This is a genomic window from Streptomyces sp. NBC_00358, assembly GCF_036099295.1.
Taxonomy (GTDB): Bacteria; Actinomycetota; Actinomycetes; order Streptomycetales; family Streptomycetaceae; genus Streptomyces.
In genome coordinates this window covers 516,944-532,535 of sequence record NZ_CP107976.1, presented here as the reverse complement: position 1 = coordinate 532,535, position 15,592 = coordinate 516,944, and the positions used below count along the sequence as shown (strand labels likewise).

The following is a 15,592-nucleotide window of genomic DNA, read 5'->3' as shown; positions in this document are numbered from 1 at the left end:
CACCGCCGTACTGCCCATGACACCACTGGCGCCACCACTCGACCGCCCATCAGATGCCGACTCCAACCGCCACGTCAAAGAGGGCATCTGATCCGTGTTCAGGCCGATGAGTACTGGATATCCGTTTCAATTCGCCAGGTTGGCGTGGATTCTCCCGTCAGTTCGCAGGACATTTCGTCAGCCATTGCCCAGTCGATCACCGTGCGGGATCTCTGTGGGAGGGCTTCGTAGTCCCGTGCGAGTCGGCGGTGCTGCGTCAGCCGGCCGCAGGTCCCCTCGATCACCCACCGTTTCGGCAGGGTCTCGAAGGCCCTCGCCCGTGGCCGCTGCCAGGTCAAGTGACTCATCGCTTCAACCAGATCCGGTAGTGGCCGTTGTGCTCGACGAAAGGCACGGTTCGCAGCAGGTGGGGCCGGACGTCGTTACTGGCGTTGTGGAAAGGCAGGGCGGCGAGAAGGCGGTAGTGCGGATTTCCCTTCAGCGCGTCCGTGATGACGCCGTTCACCCGCGGGTTGGTGAACCCGTCGAGGACGACCAGGTCGAATTCGCCGTTGCGCAGCGCCTTCCAGTAGGCATCGGTGCCGGTGTGGCGGACGCCGTGCCCGTCCGTGTACTCCATACCGAAAACGCTCTGCCACTGGCGGTGAGTCGTCCTGTCACGCAGGTAGTAGACGGGTACCTCGGGCGTTGAGCTGAGGTAGTGGCCCTCGCGGTTCACGTGGGAGGAGATCGTTCGGATCATCGTCGAGGAGTCGGGCCAGCTTGCGAAGCGCCAGTCTGCCTGCGAGATACCGATGCACAGCGTCGCCGACCACAGGGCGATGCCGAGGTGGGTGTGGCGAAAGTGCGCGCCCACCAGTCGCGTCAGGCCCACGCCCGCCATCGGGGCGGCGAAGAGGAGACCGAAGCCGACATGCTTGAACAGCGACACGACCGTCCCCAGGTGCATTTGATACGCGGGCGCGAGCAGCGCTGTGGCGCACATCAGCGCCCCGAGCAACGACCGCTGTACGCGTCCCGGGCCGCTCGACCCAGGAGCGAGCGGTGACTCGTGCAAGCGATGGCGCCGGGCGTACGAGATCCCGCCCGCGACTGCTGCGAGGAACAGCGGTCCGCCCCACGCGATCGACTGCTCAAGCAGGAACACGACCCCGTCGGAACCATGTTCACGGTTGGTCGTGGTCTGGCGCACTCCTGCCGACAGATCGGTGCTGTACATGCCGAGCACAAGCAGAGCACTCACACCGAGCACAAGCAGCAAAGCCCGAAGGAACGCGCTGCGGCGCCGATGCGGCAGTGCGGTGAGCAGGGCCAGTGCGACGATGGTGGGCAGGTAGAGGCCGGCCGCATACTTCACACCGACGGCCAGGACGGCGACGGGCACGGCGAGGAGCACAGTCGGAGCGGACATCCCAGCGGTGCGCACGACGATCCAGGTGGCCGATGCCAGGAGGAACACGGCGGGTGCGTCGTAGGTCGCGAGGTACCCCATGACGATGGTCGACTGCAGCACGGAGAACAGGCCTGCGGCGGCCAGCCCCGCCCGCTCGTTGAAGAGCCGCCGCGTGAACGAGTACAGCAGCGCAGTGGTGCCCAGCATGAAGAACAGGCTGAGCACGCGCGCGCCGGACAGTCCGAATCGGCTGTCCACGACGGCCGCGAGTACCGGGTACAGACGTGGCGAGCCGGAGAAGTACGCGGCGTAGTTGGTCTGCACCGCTGTCCCGTGGAGCAGGTGGCTCACTTCGGCACGACCGGCTGTGAGGTAGAGAGCCTCGTCCTGGAACGCCGTGTTCGACAGTCTCAGTGAGAGTGCCGCTTGGAACGCCAGGATCGTCAGCAGGACGGTCCGGCTGATCCAGGTGCGCCGTCGGCATCCGGCCGAGTTCCAGGCGACCGTGGGCGCCTTCGGCAGGCGGTGAGCCGGCGCGTGGTGGTCGTCGACCTGCGCGGGGGTGGGGGAGAGGGTTTGGGAACCGTGCTGCGTGGGTGTCATCGGACTCTCCGCACGTCGAAGCCGTAGAGGTCATCGGCGCTCAGACGCCGGAACTCCGCGGCGCTCTGCGGGCTCGCGTCCAGCCGCCAGTCGGCGCGCGCCTTGTGGTCGAACCAGGCGAACCCGACGAGGCCGGGGGAGGCGGTGACTCCGTGGAACAGGGCACGCACGTCTTGAACGCGGTGTCGGCCGGGCATGGCGGCGGTCTCCAGGAGGAGCTGCGGCTTTCGGCTGAAGCGTGCGATCTCCGTCAGGGTCGTTCCGAACAGGCCGTCGAAGGTGTGAGGGTCCCAGTCGGTGAAGTAGCCGATCAGACCGACCCAGTCGACGTACGCGTCGCCGGGGTAGAGGGGGCTCAAATCCTTGTGTGTGCCTGGCTGGACGATGTTCGGTGACCAGGTCCAGATCACGTTGGTGGCCCCGGCAGCCTCGAAGACATCGTGGACGTGACGCCAGGCTCTGACGTACTCCTGTGGCGTGGTCTCGGTGGTTCCCCACTCCTCCCAGTCGCCGTTCATCTCGTCCGCGAAGCTGATGGCGATCGGGATGTTCAGTCTCCGGACCGCCTTCGCGTATTCCCGGAGATAGCTGTCGGACGCACCGTCGGCAATGCGGGCGAGTGTCGTGCCGTGCGGCTCCCAGGAGGCGAGTGTCATCGCCCCCGAGTTCCAGGCGTTGCGCGTGCCCGAGGCATCGAAACTGTCGCCCCAGCCCACGTAATAGACGATCAAGTTAGGTTGTTTGCCGACCTTCCGAGCCCAGTCGAGCACCGGCTCCATGGAATGTGGGGCTTTGGGCCGGGAAACTCCGAAGTACTTCTTCGGCGGGTACAACAGCGGGCCTACGTCGTAGGGCGAGGCATCGGCAGCCGCCACGGCACCGCCATGGTGGCCTGCTGCGGTTGGGGCGCAGGCGGACGCTGCGGGTACGAAGGCCGTGAGAAACATCAGCGCGACGACGGCAAGGGCGCGTGTCATGGAGTTCCCATCGCACGAGGCTGGAGCAGGGCTCTCGCGACGACCGCAGCGTAGAAGAGTCCGGACGAGAGGAGCATGACGAAGTTGACGGGGTCGAGGGTGAGTGTGCGCCATGCGGCGGATCCGACCCACAGCAGGGCGGTTCCGCCGCCCCACGACCACATGCCGATCCGATGCCGCTTGGTGCCGCTGAGCTTCGCGCTGCAAGAACCGGTTGCCTGCCAGCCCACATGCCGCTGCCGCCCACGCAGGATGTCCCAGACCGCGAAGGTGTGCGCCCAGCCGTACATCATCCGCGCGGCCCAGGCCTCGAGGCGGTAGGGAACCTTGTGCCACAGAGGGAAGACAGTGGTCGTGTAGAAGACGCTGGGCAAGACCAGCCACAGGGTCTCCGCGGAGGGTTTGTCCGGGAACGCCAGCAGGAGCAGAATCGGAATGAGGGGAGCGACGAATGTGAACAGGGCCGTGTGGATGTAGTAGAGGAAGCCCGACAGGTAGCAAAGCCTGCTTGAGATCCGCATTTTTGCCCGCCAGAACTTGGAGCTGCACAGCATGCTCATCGAGCCGGCGCACCAGCGGTATTGCTGACGGAAGAAGGAATCCGCGTTATCGGGGCACACGCCTGCCGACAGTGCGATCGGGACGTAGCGCAGATCCCATCCGAGACTCCGCAGGTCGAACCCTGTGTGGACATCCTCCGAGTGCTCGACGAGCGTAGTGCCGCCGTTTTCACGCAGTGCCGTCCGTCGATAGACGGCGCAGCTTCCGACGCAGATAGCCCCGTCGTTGCTCTGCCGGGAGACTTGGACAGCCCGGTAGAAAAGCTCCTGGACGGCGCCGGCACCACGTTCGATCCAGTTCTGAGCGTCCAGCACACGGAAGTACTGAGGGGACTGGACGATGGCGAGACGCTCGTCTTCCGCCAGATACGGAAGAAGTTCGTGGAGCAGATCCGCGCGCGGGGCGAAATCGGCGTCGAGAATAAGGACGTACGTGCCGTGGGTCTGCTCGAACCCGAAGTGCAGATTGCCGGCCTTCTTGAACCAACCCAGGTTGCTGCGGGTGCCATAGCGGAATCCGAACTCATCAGCCATGGAGCGCAGTTCAGGACTGGCCGAGTCATCCAGGACGAACGGCTCGCAGACCCCCGGGTAGTGGGCCGCCAGCGCACGGACATGGGTCCAGGTGTTGTGCAGGATCTCGACCGACTCGCCGCACACCGGCAGGAAGACATCGACCGACGGGTAGACATCGGGGCGCCAGGCACCCACGAGCTTTTGGTGGCGTGAGAGGTCGAAATCACGGCTGAACAGGTTCACCCAAAGCGAGATCAAGTAGTAGAGGACGGTGAATGCCAGAAACGGATAGAAGAACCGCAGAAGTGGCGCCGAGGAGAAGAGTCGCAACTGGCTCAAGGTGAGGCAGCTGACGCTCACCAGTGACGCAACTGTCAACACCCGTAGGCGGCGGCCGACATAGGAATACTTCTCGAAATCCGACGGCGGTGCCGGCAACAGGTCCGAGTTGCTCAATCCACAGGGATGTCGGTCAAGGGCCTGTCGATTTTGTGCGGCCGACCGTACCGCACGGACGGCTTCAACTGAACTCATGCAAGTCTCCCGTACCAACCGCCTCGTAGGGGTCGAGGTCAATATGCCGGAACCATAGGTTGAGACCTGCGGTCACCACGGATGACGCGTCGAAGGTAGTGACGGTTAACTCGAAATAATGAGCGTCTTCAGCGTTGTTCCTCCAGGGTGAGGACCAGGGCTTCGGCGTAGTCGGCGGGCGTTCGTTTCGTAATCACTTGAGATGAAGAGAGGGAGAGCGAGCGGTTTCTGCTCATGTCTGTTGCGCCCGGGAGCTTTTGCGTCTCCCCGCTCCGTCGGGTGGAGCGAGCCGACTGCGCTGGGAGACGATCCCAACGACTCCCACACCGAGGTTCCGGCTCAGGCTTTGGACGCTGTTGATGACGTTCAGGGGGATCCTGGGGTCACGGCCGACTGAGACGTCTACAGCAGACTGCTCCGGCCCTTCGGCCGGCGGCGCCGGTACCGGCCACGCAAGCCGTGCAACCCGAGGACGACCAACACCCCTGCCGTCAGCGGCCACCACCACGAAGCCCCGTCGTGGGCCATCTGGATGCCCTTGCACAGCAGGGCGGTCGAGAGCAGCAGACTGAGCAGTCCCACGGTGATGTCGAGCGGACCGCCGTCCCTGAACGGATTCTGCATCCTCGGGGTCCTCCACTCCGTGGGTCCGTGCGATCACGGCGTCGGCGAGTGTAGCCACCACCCGATCGAAGGCATCGCCCGGGCACACGTTGAGAAACAGGCGCTCACCTTGTCTTTTGAACTCGGTCCGACGATCTTTCGGGGTGCCTACCGGTGCCTACCGGTGCCTACCGGTGCCTGAGGGTGCCCGATAGCGCCTCCCCGAAGTGGCGCCGCTTCCGATCACGTGGAAGGGGAGAGCTGTTCGCGCACCCATTCAGGATCGGGATTGGTGTGCGGTCGGCCCGCCACGACGACGGTCGGCACGGTCTCGTTGCCATCGTTGGCTGCCCTCACCGCTGCCGCTCCAGCCGGGTCACGCCAGATGTTGACCCAATGCAACTGGCGGGCACCGCGGCCCAACCGGAAGCGCAACCGCAGGCAGTACGTGCAGCCTGGACGCCAGTAGACGACCGGCCGGCCGTCGACCGCGGTGCGGCGTTGTGCCTCCGACGCACCGATCGATCTCGGGAAGACCAGAGGCGAGTTCACGCCCGCGAGCATCACAAACACCGCCAGGAGTACTGCGGCTTCGCCGGGGCTCCCGCTGAGGACCAGCCCGGTCGCAGCGGCCGAGCCGAAGAGCACGAGCAGCATCGGCAACATCCAAGTGCGTGTCATGATGACGCAGGCTATCGACGAGTCGAAATGCTCCTCGAACCAGGGCGCTCACCCGGGAGTTCACCGCACACTGGAGCGACCTTCCTCTGATCATGTGTTCCGTCGGCTACGAAGCTCCGCGCACGGCCCATCTGTTGGAGGGACTGCCGGCAGAGAGGTCCTCGGGCGGATGCGCACGGATCGCGTGACGCGCAAGCCCGTCACCAGGCAGCCCGAAGCCCGTGGCCGGCAGGGTGACGCCGAAGTCTGCGGGAAAGCTCGTCTGCCCCACACCCACACGAAGTCGCCGTAGTCGCAAGCATCATGACGGTCGATCACATGTGCGACCTGTGAGATCCTTTCCCGCGCGGACTTGTCGCCGCGGAAGACGGCGAACACCTCCGACACCCTGACCTGTGCTCGTACGGCGTGCGCTCTCCCCGCGGTCGGACACCGCTTACCGATCAACCTGAACCGAATCGAATCCCCGGGGGGACCAATGAACTCCATCATCCGTAAGGCGGCGAACCTCGCCGTTGTCGCCGGTGCGGTCGCGGTCGCGTCCATGGCCGGCGCTCCGGCCGCGAGCGCGGAGCCGGTCCAGCACGGCTGCGCGTACCCGTACGTCTGCTTCTACGTGAACCAGGCCGCCGTCACGGCCGGCCACCCCGCCGCCAAGTTCCAGGTCGTCACCAGCGGGTTCCAGGACGTCACGTCCCGCGACGGCTACGTCGTCCTCAACACCCGCAACGACGATGTGGCCTACCTGCGCAGCAACGCGGGCACGCTCTGCGTCGAGCCGAACACGACCACCGTGATGAGCCCCGGCCTCACCATCAACGGAGTGCGGATCTCCAGCAGCGCGACCTGCTGACCCCGCGGCGGGCGTGCCCCGTGCACGCCCGCCCACCCCGCACATGGCCGACCCGCACGGATGCGCTCCGGCCGGTACCGACACCACCGGCAAGGCAGGCCACGTCGGTTGACGACCAGACGCCTTGCCGCTGCCACTGCCGATCCAGGCGACGTACCAACCGCGCCGGTCGAACCCGCAGCCCTCTCACGCGCCCACCAGCCGTCACCCTCCGGGCACGCCCCATTTCCTCGGCCTCCCACTCTTGCCGCGGAACGACTGCGGGCGAGGTGGGGACGGTCAGACGGCCAGGTCGAGCACGGCCCACACTTGTCGACCCTCGCTGGTCATCCCCGTCCCGCAACTCGCATCGCCGAGTTCACGCAAGGTGGCCAGGACATGGTTGTCCCGTCCCATCCCATCCCGCGGCCGTACCGACCGTCCGTCGGTGAACGGCAACCGCACGGGCTCGTCGGCCTCCGGTCGGCTACCGTGAGGGCCTATCGGTTACATCGACAAGTTCTCCCACTTCGCTTCCACGCTCCAGGCCTGAGCACCGCGCGTGAAGTCCGCGAACACAGCGACGACTTGGTCGAGGTCGGGCAGCACACAGCGGTAGTGACGATCAGGCGAACCATCACGGTGCTCGACTCCGAAGCCGCCCGCTGCCACACCCGCACGCGACCCGGTCCCGACCTGGACATACCGGCCCTCGCTCGCCTCCAGGATCACGAACCAGTTGTCCGCAGACAGGCGACGCACCGCCCGCTCAACGGTCTCGGCATCCGGATCCTGCACCCGCAGACCGACGCACGACTGCAGCAGCAGCGGGTCGGGTCTCCGCAGGCCGGGCGGGACATGGACCACCCCGTCCTGGGGATCGAAGCAGACCAACCCGTACTCACCGGCCAGGTCGACAATGCGCGGAGCCACTTCTGCCGCACGGCTCCACCCCATCGGCATCAGCACGCACTCCTCGGAGCGGTCCAAGCCGGCCGACCAGAGTGCATCTGGAGCCGGCGCCTCGGGGAACTCGGCGACCAGGGCCGCACGGAACCTCGCCACAGCAGGGCTCCCGACAGCCACTCCAGATACGCCCTCGCACATCAGCCGATACTTCTGCACGGCCTCCGCGCGCGACGGACGCGAGTGCTCGAACCACGCCGCAAGATCAAAACTCATGACACCCCCACTCACCGGATCCCACCCTCGATCGCCGGTGATCCTAGGCGACACCACTGACAGCCCCGGGACCAACTCGGAAACGCACGCCTCCCTGCCCATGGTCCTCACTCACCTCAAGGTCCAACCGAGCGGAGGGAGGGGCGACTTGGGGGAACAGGCCTCAGCTCCAGCTCCGTGATCCCGGAAGACGACGGGCGCTGCCGTGACACATGCCGCACCGTCGCGCCCCAGAACCGTCACCAGCTTTTCGAAGAGGCGGGAGCTCAGCCCGGTGAACGGGACAGCCCTCAGTCAGACCCCTCAGGTACCTGAGGGGTCAAGTCCTCGTCGGTGAGTCCGGGTCCGTGGTTGCCCCAGCGGTTCCAGAGCGTGTGATGCCAGGCGTCGGCGTCGGGGCCCGGGCGTGTCACCGGCGGCAGAGGGCCTGGGCTGGTCTCGATCAGGTGCAGCAGGGACCAGGCGACGCCGTAGCAGTCGTCGGGGCCGAAGCAGGCAGCCAGCGCATGTGCCTCGTCGGGTGTGACGGGCGCGGAGATGGCTTTGAGTTGTCTGAATCGCCGGTCGACGATCTCCTCCTCGTCGGTGTCCCAGTCGGGGAGGGGGCCGTCGGCGACAAAGGCCTGAACTTCGGGTCTCATCCAAGAATGATCGACTGCTGTGGGCGCTCTGAGCAAGATGCGTAGCCGCAGGTCGGGTGGCAGCCGTCTCAGCCGCCTCGGCCGTCGAGGGCGGCCTCGCGACGCAGCGCCGTCACCGGTTTCATGAACTGGCGCGGGCTCAGCCCGGAGAGCGGGACTGTCCCAAGACGGCTCCGACGCCGTGATCACACCAGCCATGTCAAGATCATTCCACCGTGGCTGGTCCATCCGGCCCGTGAGGGCGGGGTCCGGACACGAAGGCAAGGATGTCGCGGACCGCTTCGCGCAGGCTGCCGAAGTGACGATGCACGCCGTCCACCGCCGCAGGGGCGTTGACACCCCACACCGTCATCCCGGCACGCAGCCCGGACTCCACCCCGGAAGGAGCGTCCTCGATGACCAGACAGTCCTCCGGTTCTGCACCGAGTCGCGCGGCTGCCTGCAGATACGGCACAGGCGACGGCTTGCCTTCCTCCACGGCGGCCGCATCCACGAGGACCTCCGGCACCGGCAGGCCCGTCCGTGCGAAACGTCCACGCACCCGGTGCTCATAGTTCGAAGTCACCAACGCCCAGCACCCGGGCCGCAGAGCACTCAGCAGCTCCGCGGCGCCACCGAAGGCCGCATAGGAACCGGAACGGACGTCCTCATCCTCCAACGCATGCAGTGCGGCAAGACACTCCCCGGGATCCTGGTCCGGAGCAACCTGCGCGAAGGTCTCCAGCGGCCTCGTCCGCAGCGCCACCCGGTAGACCTCATCGGGGTCCAGCCCATATCGCTCTGCCCACGTTCGCCAAACCAGGCGCTGATTCTCCACGGCGTCGATCAACGTCCCATCAACATCAAACAGGACATACCTCATCGCACCGGATCGACCGGATTCACTGATCACGCTTCGATCATGCCATCGGTCCCTGAGCAGGCAGTTTGCGGGACAGTTCTTTGCCCCAGTTCCTTGGTCACACTCCGGGGTACGTCATCGGTGTCAAGCGCGAACGTCAGACCTGGACCGACACCCGCGAGCCCGTCCGCGTGAGGCCGACACACCGGTCTGGGACCGGCCGGCGCAGAGAGAGCCGACGGCTCGGCGGTTGCTGCGCTGCGGGAAGCGTCATAGGAGTCAGCCCGCGGCGGCGGTGAGTGCTCCGAGGGCGCTCGCCTGGGTGCGCCAGTCGGACTGCTGGGGGCCGATGCCGGCCCAGCGTTCGCCGAGGGAGTTGAGGGAGTTGCGGTCCTGCGCCCACAGTGTGTCCGCCTGCTTCTGGACGTAACTCTGGTAGGTACTGGAACCTGTGGCCTTCGCGAGGCCGGCGAAGTTCCGTATGAAGATGCCCTTGAACTGTTTCTGGTTGTCGTCGCAGGGAGCCGAGCCGACGTCGCAGGACTCGGTGAGGACACCGTCCCGGGTCAGCGCGGGGCTGCTGATCGCGGCGTCGGCAAGGGTCCGCGCGGTGGCCAGCAGCGTGCCGTCCCCGGTCGCCTTCCACAGTTCGGTGAAGCCGCCGATGGCCAGCCCTTGGTTGTAACTCCACACGGTGCCGCCGTTGTTGGCGCAGGCGGAGGTGAGCCCGTCGTTCACCAGACCCGAGGAGTTGATCATCCCACTGGACCGGTACCAGGCCGCGGCGGTCCTGGCGCGCTGGAGCCATAGCGTGTCGCCCGTGATCCGCTGGTGCAGCGCCGCGGTCAGCCAGAGGTACTGGCCGTTCGTGACGGCGTTCTTGTAGGTGCGCTCGCGGTTCCACCACACACCGCCGCCGCAGGTGCCGGTGTCCCAGTACTGCTGGATGTAGTTGGCGATGGTGACGGCCTCGGCGAGGTAGCGGGAGTCGCCCGTGTAGTCGTACGCGTCGATCCAGGCGATGGCCCACCAGCCCGAGTCGTCGATGGAACGGCTGATGAAGTGGCCATCGATCGCGTCCGAGCTGCGGGCACCGGCGGCGAAGACGCCCTTGTTCTGGTCGAAAGTGCGCGCGACGACCCAGTCGTAGTCGTGCCGGCCGGTGGTCTTGGCGAAGTCGATGAGGGTGGTGAGGGTGGCGGCGGAGTTCCACCAACTGCTGGGCCACCAGCCGTTGTAGGGATCGTACGAGGTCATCAGCGCGTCCGCCGCGGCGCGCGCCCTGGTCGGTGCGGGCCTGGCCCACGCCGTGCAACTGCCCTCCTGGTGGGTGGCCTCCCGGCCGCAGGCGCGGACCGCGCCGCCGTGCAGGAGGCCGCGGGGGTCGCGGGTGGCATACATGGCGGTACGGGTGCCGGCTGCCCCGGACGGGGTGCTGGTACGGCCGAGGGAGGAGCCGTCCGGCCAGGTCGCGCCACCGTCCCAGGAACGGTCGAGCCAGATCTCGTCGCCTGCGCCGCCGGTGTCGATGCCGGCCCAGGCCGTGGAGTTCCTCTGGTCGACGTGCAGGCGGATCGTGCGGCCGTAGAGGGTGGCGGACGGCACCGGCTGGTCGTCACCGGCCGCCTGGCCGGCGTCGGTTCCGTCGCAGAGCGCGTCGCAGACGGTGGGGTAGGTCCAGTTCGTACAGCCGACGCCGGCGGCGTCCCCGCAGGCCCGTACGAGCCCGCGTCGGTGGTTGCGGGGATCGGTGATGTTGTACATCAACGTCCTGGTGCCGGTCCAGGTCACGGGGATGCTCGCCTTGCCGAGAAGTCCCTCCCAGGTGGCGCCGCCGTCCCAGGAGCGGTCCAGCCACACCGAGTCCCCGGTCACGCCGTTGTCGATGCTGGCCCAGGCCATGTCGTCCGCGTCGGAGACGTGCAGTTCGAGGCGACGGCCGTTGAGGTTCTTGTTCGGCACGGGAAAGCTCTCCTGCCGGGCCTGCGACGGGTCCAGCGTGTCGCAGGCCAGTGCGCACACCTGCGTGGCGGCGGCCGCGGGCGTCGCGGCCGGGACCAACGCCGCGAACGCGAGCACGGCCGTCAGCAGGAGGCTGAGGAGTCGTGACCTGACAACGATGTCCGGGCTTCGTGAAAACATCGGAACTCGCCTCGATTTCACGATGGGGGCCGGCGGCTCGTGTCGAGCCGGGGCGGGAATCGCGCACTGGTCCGTACCTTTCTCGGAGGCAGTGAAGCGGCTTGGCGGGGTCCTGTCAATGCATCAAGTCACGCATTTTTGAAGGGAGTTCACGAATGCCGTGACGGGTTGACACTCCCATTTCGCGCGCTCATCATCGGTGCGACTTCTCCGAGGCGTCTCGTACGCCTGCTGCGCCCCGCTGTTCCACCGGTCCCAGGCATTCGTGGGCGTTCATTTTGAATCGATTCAAGCATGCTGTGTCCGAACGTGATCCGGGAGGTTTGTGCTGATGCGCCGACGCCGTCCCCTGTTGAACCGAACGCCCCCTCCAGGGCGCGTACTCGGCCTCGTCTTGGCGGTGGCCGCCGCGCTGGTGGCGGCTCCCGCTCAGTCCGTGTCCGCGGCGACCCCGATGACCCCTTCGGGGGTCCGCGAGGCGGCCGCCGACCCCCTGAACTACTCGCCGACCTCCCGGACCCTCAAGCCGACCGCCGTCTACCGGACGTCGGGCAGCGTCGCGAACCCGCAGAACGTCCTCGGCGGGCAGCCGACCCGGATCTCCGGTTCGCAGTCGGCCGTCACCCTCGACTTCGGCAAGGAGGTCGGCGGCCTGGCAACGTTGTCCTTCGGCAGCGCCAGCGACAACGGCCAACGGGTCGGCCTCGCCTTCAGCGAGTCGTCCCTGTACGTCGGCAACAACAGCGACCGCAGCAGCGGCCGCGACGGCGAGGACGGGGCCCTCTACACCACAGCCTCCGCCAACGGCACCTACACGATGCCCACGGCGCAACTGCGCGGCGGCTTCCGCTACCTCACCGTCTTCCTCGACACCTCGGGCTGGGTGGACCTCAACGGCGTGAGCCTCAGTTTCACCGCGGCTCCGGGGAAAGCCGACCCGGCCGACTACGCCAACTACTTCTCCTCCAGCGACGATCTGCTCAACCGCATCTGGTACGCCGGGGCGTACACCGTGCAGCTCAACACGATCGCCTCCGACCAGGGCCGCGCCTGGCCCCCGCCGGCCTCGGCGTGGAACAACGGCGCCACCGTCGGTGCCGGTGACTCCGTCCTGGTCGACGGGGCCAAACGCGACCGTACGGTGTGGCCCGGCGACATGGGCATCGCCGTACCCACGCAGTACGCGTACTCCGGCGACCTGGCGTCGACCCGCAACGCGCTCACCACGATGTACAACGCCCAGTCGGCGCAGGGTGAGATCCCCTGGTCGGGACCGCCGTTCAACCTCACCGGCTCGGACACCTACCACACCTGGACGCTGCTGGGTTCGTCCACGTACTACACCTACTCGGCCGACCGGGCGTGGCTGGACTCCGAATGGGCCAACTACAAGCGCGGGATGGCCTTCATCACCAACAAGATCGACGGCAACGACCTGCTCGACGTGACCCGTACCCAGGACTGGGCCCGGGTCGGTCAGGGCGGCGAGAACGTCTCCGCCAACGCATTGCTCTACGCGGCGCTCAAGGGCGGCGTCACGCTGGCCACGGCCGAGGGCGACAGCGCGCTCGCGGCGAGCTGGAGCGGCAAGGCGGCCGCCATCAAGACCTCGGCCAACTCGCTGCTGTGGGACGCCTCGAAGGGCATGTACAAGGACAACCCGACCAGCGGCCTCTATCCGCAGGACGGCAACTCCCTCGCTGTCTGGTACGGGTTGACCGACTCCACGGCCAAGTCGAAGAGCGTCGTCGCCGGACTCGGGAGGAACTGGGGCGCCTACGGCCCCACCACCCCTGAATGGGGCGGCAACGTCTCGCCCTTCGCCGGCGGCATGGAGCTGAACGCCCGCTTCACCGCCAACGACGACTACACCGCCCTCGCGCAGATCCGCCGCACCTGGGGCCACATGCTCACCAGCGACATCGGCACGAAGAGCACCTTCTGGGAAGGCGTCAAGTCCGACGGCGGCCTCGCCTACGGGGGTTCGTTCATGAGCCTGGCCCACGGCTGGTCCACCGCGCCCACCTCCACGCTCACCTTCGACGTGCTCGGCACCGCGCCGGAGTCGGCGACCGGCGCGTACCGTTTCGTGCCGCACCCCGGCGACCTGACCAGCGCCGAGGGCCGCATCACCCTGCCCCAGGGCGCCGTCAACGCGTCCTGGTCCCGCGACCCCGCCGCCGGAACCTACGCGGCGTATCTCACCAGCCCGGCCGGCACCACCGGGCGCATCGGCGTACCGAAACTGGGCGGCGGCGACGTCTCGGTGTCCGTGAACGGCTCCGTCGTCTGGCGCGGCGGAACCTTCACGCCCACGTCGGGCATCACCGGCGCGAGCCAGGACGACACCTACGTCTACCTCACCGGCGTCGCCCCGGGCAGCTACACCGTGAGCGCCACCGGACTGGGCAATCCGCCCACCCCCGGCGATCCCGGAACCGGCGCGCTGCGAGCGGGCTTCACCCGGTGCGCGGGCGAGGGCGGCACGTGCTCCTTCAGTGGCACCCGCTCCGTGGCCTACGGCGCGGGGACGTACACCTACAAGACGGCGACCGGCAGCACCGCCTGCACCAACGCCTCCTTCGACGGCGACCCGGCGTCGAACCTCGTCAAATCCTGTTACGTCGCCGACGCCGGCGGTCCGCCCGGATACACCGTCTGCGCAGCCGAGGGCGGCACCTGCGCCGTGCCCGGCTACAACCGTGACGTCGCCTACGGAGCCAACGGCGACTTCGCCCATCAGGTCGTCAAGGGCTCCGTCGCCTGCACCAACGCCCACTTCGGCGATCCCATCGACGGTGTCGCCAAGTCCTGTTACCTGCCACCCGACGGCGCTCCGGCCGGCGGCTGGACCAAGTGCGCCTCCCAGGCGAGCACTTGTCCGGCAGCCGCGGGACAGCCGGTGATCTACGGAGCCTTCGGCGCGTTCGCCACGATCACGGCGACCGGCGACACGCCGTGCACCGACGCCACGTTCGGCGACCCGATCCCCGGTGAGTCGAAGACCTGCTACACCGCGACCGGCGGCCCGCCCGGCTACGGCACGGCCTGCGCGGACGAAGGCGGGACGTGCGCCTTCAGCGGGCAGCGGACCGTCGCGTACGGCGCGCGCGGCAGCTTCGTGTACAAGGTGTTCACCGGCGGCACCGGCTGTACGACGTCGGCGTTCGGCCCGGATCCGCTCGCCGGTGTGAAGAAGGCCTGCTACCTCACCCCCTGAGCAGCCCGACACCTCTGGCAGCCCCAGGTGTTCGGGGCTGCCGGATCACGCCGGATCACGCCGGATCACGCCGGATCACGCCGGATGGGCCACTGCCTCCTTCTGTAGTTGCACCGCCGCGAGCAGACTCAGCTTCGGTTCCGCCTGGCGCAGCGCCTTCACCGCCGCGACCGAGGTGACGTCCCCGGTGAAGCCGACCGCGGCCCATCGGGAGCGAACCCAACTGGCGCGCAACTGGGTCTCGGTGGCCGCGGCGGTGGACGCGACGAGAGCGGCCGCGCGTTCCAGACCCGGCCGATCCTCCGCCGAAGCCCCGGCCAGTGCCTGACCGAGTGCCGCCGCGACCACATCGGCGTCCCGGATGACCAGCACGAAGTTGTTCTTCTTGTTCAGTCCCGCGATTCCTGTCATGGAGATCAGCGTGACCGTCATGATCATTGAGTGCCAAGCGACTTGAGGAGTTTCAGAGGGTCAGGCGGCCGGGGTGCCCCTATCCCGTTTGTCAGGCGATCGTGATGATGTCAGGCATGACGGATGAGGATCAGGGCTTGGATCGTGAGAGTCGCCAGGACTGGACGCAGTTGCACTTCGCCGCGGATGGCCAGGATGCCGCAGCTGTCGGCTCTCTCCTGACGGCGTGTGCGGAGGTGGACGCACCCGATGGGCAGGGCAATACGCCTTTGTGGTTGGCCGTGTTCACGGATCGAGGCGATGGCACCGTCCTGTCGCTGTTGGTCAAGGCAGGTGCTGATCCGGACAGGGCCAACGTTCATGGTGTGAGCCCACGGCGTCACGCCGACTGGCGCATCGGTTCAGACGTCGCGGTGCATCTCGGGGCGGCGCCTCCTACCGCGCAGTGAAATTTCC

General features: G+C 67.3%; 15 protein-coding genes. 4 read left to right on the top strand and 11 right to left on the bottom strand.

The window, feature by feature from the left end; all coding sequences use genetic code 11:
• Positions 1-98: 98 nt before the first annotated feature.
• Together OHT01_RS02110 and OHT01_RS02105 are read right to left on the bottom strand one after the other, a co-directional pair.
• Positions 99-347: a transposase gene (locus tag OHT01_RS02110; protein ID WP_443043351.1), complete on the bottom strand. Its 249-nt coding sequence runs from the start codon at positions 345-347 to the stop codon at positions 99-101.
• Positions 344-1,717, bottom strand: a complete 1,374-nt coding sequence (locus OHT01_RS02105; protein WP_328551354.1) for an ArnT family glycosyltransferase — start codon at positions 1,715-1,717, stop codon at positions 344-346. The genes OHT01_RS02110 and OHT01_RS02105 overlap by 4 nt, the downstream gene beginning before the upstream one ends.
• Positions 1,718-1,790: 73 nt before the next feature.
• On the opposite strand from OHT01_RS02105, the gene OHT01_RS02100 reads away from it, so the two are divergent.
• A complete protein-coding gene (locus tag OHT01_RS02100; RefSeq protein ID WP_328551353.1) occupies positions 1,791-1,922 on the top strand; it encodes a hypothetical protein in 132 nt (43 codons plus the stop codon).
• Positions 1,923-1,992: 70 nt separating this feature from the next.
• Here OHT01_RS02100 and OHT01_RS02095 read toward each other — a convergent pair whose 3' ends face one another.
• The 4 genes from OHT01_RS02095 to OHT01_RS02080 form a co-directional block, all read right to left on the bottom strand.
• Positions 1,993-2,973 carry a glycoside hydrolase family 26 protein gene (locus tag OHT01_RS02095; protein WP_328551352.1) on the bottom strand — a complete coding sequence of 327 codons (981 nt, stop codon included), beginning with the start codon at positions 2,971-2,973 and terminating at the stop codon, positions 1,993-1,995.
• Complete coding sequence (locus tag OHT01_RS02090) at positions 2,970-4,583, bottom strand: glycosyltransferase family 2 protein (protein WP_405914977.1); 1,614 nt, start codon at positions 4,581-4,583, stop codon at positions 2,970-2,972. The genes OHT01_RS02095 and OHT01_RS02090 overlap by 4 nt, the downstream gene beginning before the upstream one ends.
• Positions 4,584-4,985: 402 nt before the next feature.
• Positions 4,986-5,207, bottom strand: coding sequence for a hypothetical protein (locus OHT01_RS02085; RefSeq protein WP_328551350.1), 222 nt, complete (start codon positions 5,205-5,207; stop codon positions 4,986-4,988).
• Positions 5,208-5,429: 222 nt separating this feature from the next.
• Complete coding sequence (locus OHT01_RS02080) at positions 5,430-5,867, bottom strand: glutaredoxin domain-containing protein (RefSeq protein ID WP_328551349.1); 438 nt, start codon at positions 5,865-5,867, stop codon at positions 5,430-5,432.
• Between the two features lie 478 nt (positions 5,868-6,345).
• Between OHT01_RS02080 and OHT01_RS02075 the strand changes: the two genes are divergently transcribed.
• Positions 6,346-6,720 carry a hypothetical protein gene (locus OHT01_RS02075; RefSeq protein WP_328551348.1) on the top strand — a complete coding sequence of 125 codons (375 nt, stop codon included), beginning with the start codon at positions 6,346-6,348 and terminating at the stop codon, positions 6,718-6,720.
• Between the two features lie 486 nt (positions 6,721-7,206).
• On the opposite strand, the gene OHT01_RS02070 is transcribed toward OHT01_RS02075, so the two are convergent.
• From OHT01_RS02070 to OHT01_RS02055, 4 genes are all read right to left on the bottom strand, one after another.
• Entirely contained in the window at positions 7,207-7,881 is a 675-nt protein-coding gene (locus OHT01_RS02070; protein WP_328551347.1) for a hypothetical protein, read from the bottom strand.
• A 290-nt stretch (positions 7,882-8,171) separates the two neighbouring features.
• Positions 8,172-8,522, bottom strand: a complete 351-nt coding sequence (locus tag OHT01_RS02065) for a hypothetical protein (RefSeq protein ID WP_328551346.1) — start codon at positions 8,520-8,522, stop codon at positions 8,172-8,174.
• Positions 8,523-8,727: 205 nt separating this feature from the next.
• A complete protein-coding gene (locus OHT01_RS02060) occupies positions 8,728-9,384 on the bottom strand; it encodes an HAD-IA family hydrolase (RefSeq protein ID WP_328558000.1) in 657 nt (218 codons plus the stop codon).
• Between the two features lie 258 nt (positions 9,385-9,642).
• Positions 9,643-11,505, bottom strand: a complete 1,863-nt coding sequence (locus OHT01_RS02055; RefSeq protein ID WP_328551345.1) for a glycoside hydrolase family 76 protein — start codon at positions 11,503-11,505, stop codon at positions 9,643-9,645.
• A 400-nt stretch (positions 11,506-11,905) separates the two neighbouring features.
• On the opposite strand from OHT01_RS02055, the gene OHT01_RS02050 reads away from it, so the two are divergent.
• Positions 11,906-14,725 carry an alpha-L-rhamnosidase-related protein gene (locus OHT01_RS02050; protein WP_328551344.1) on the top strand — a complete coding sequence of 940 codons (2,820 nt, stop codon included), beginning with the start codon at positions 11,906-11,908 and terminating at the stop codon, positions 14,723-14,725.
• A gap of 75 nt (positions 14,726-14,800) precedes the next feature.
• Here the strand turns inward: OHT01_RS02050 and OHT01_RS02045 are convergent, their stop codons facing one another.
• Positions 14,801-15,136, bottom strand: coding sequence for a hypothetical protein (locus tag OHT01_RS02045; RefSeq protein WP_328551343.1), 336 nt, complete (start codon positions 15,134-15,136; stop codon positions 14,801-14,803).
• A gap of 116 nt (positions 15,137-15,252) precedes the next feature.
• Between OHT01_RS02045 and OHT01_RS02040 the strand changes: the two genes are divergently transcribed.
• A complete protein-coding gene (locus tag OHT01_RS02040) occupies positions 15,253-15,585 on the top strand; it encodes an ankyrin repeat domain-containing protein (protein ID WP_328551342.1) in 333 nt (110 codons plus the stop codon).
• Positions 15,586-15,592 lie beyond the last annotated feature (7 nt).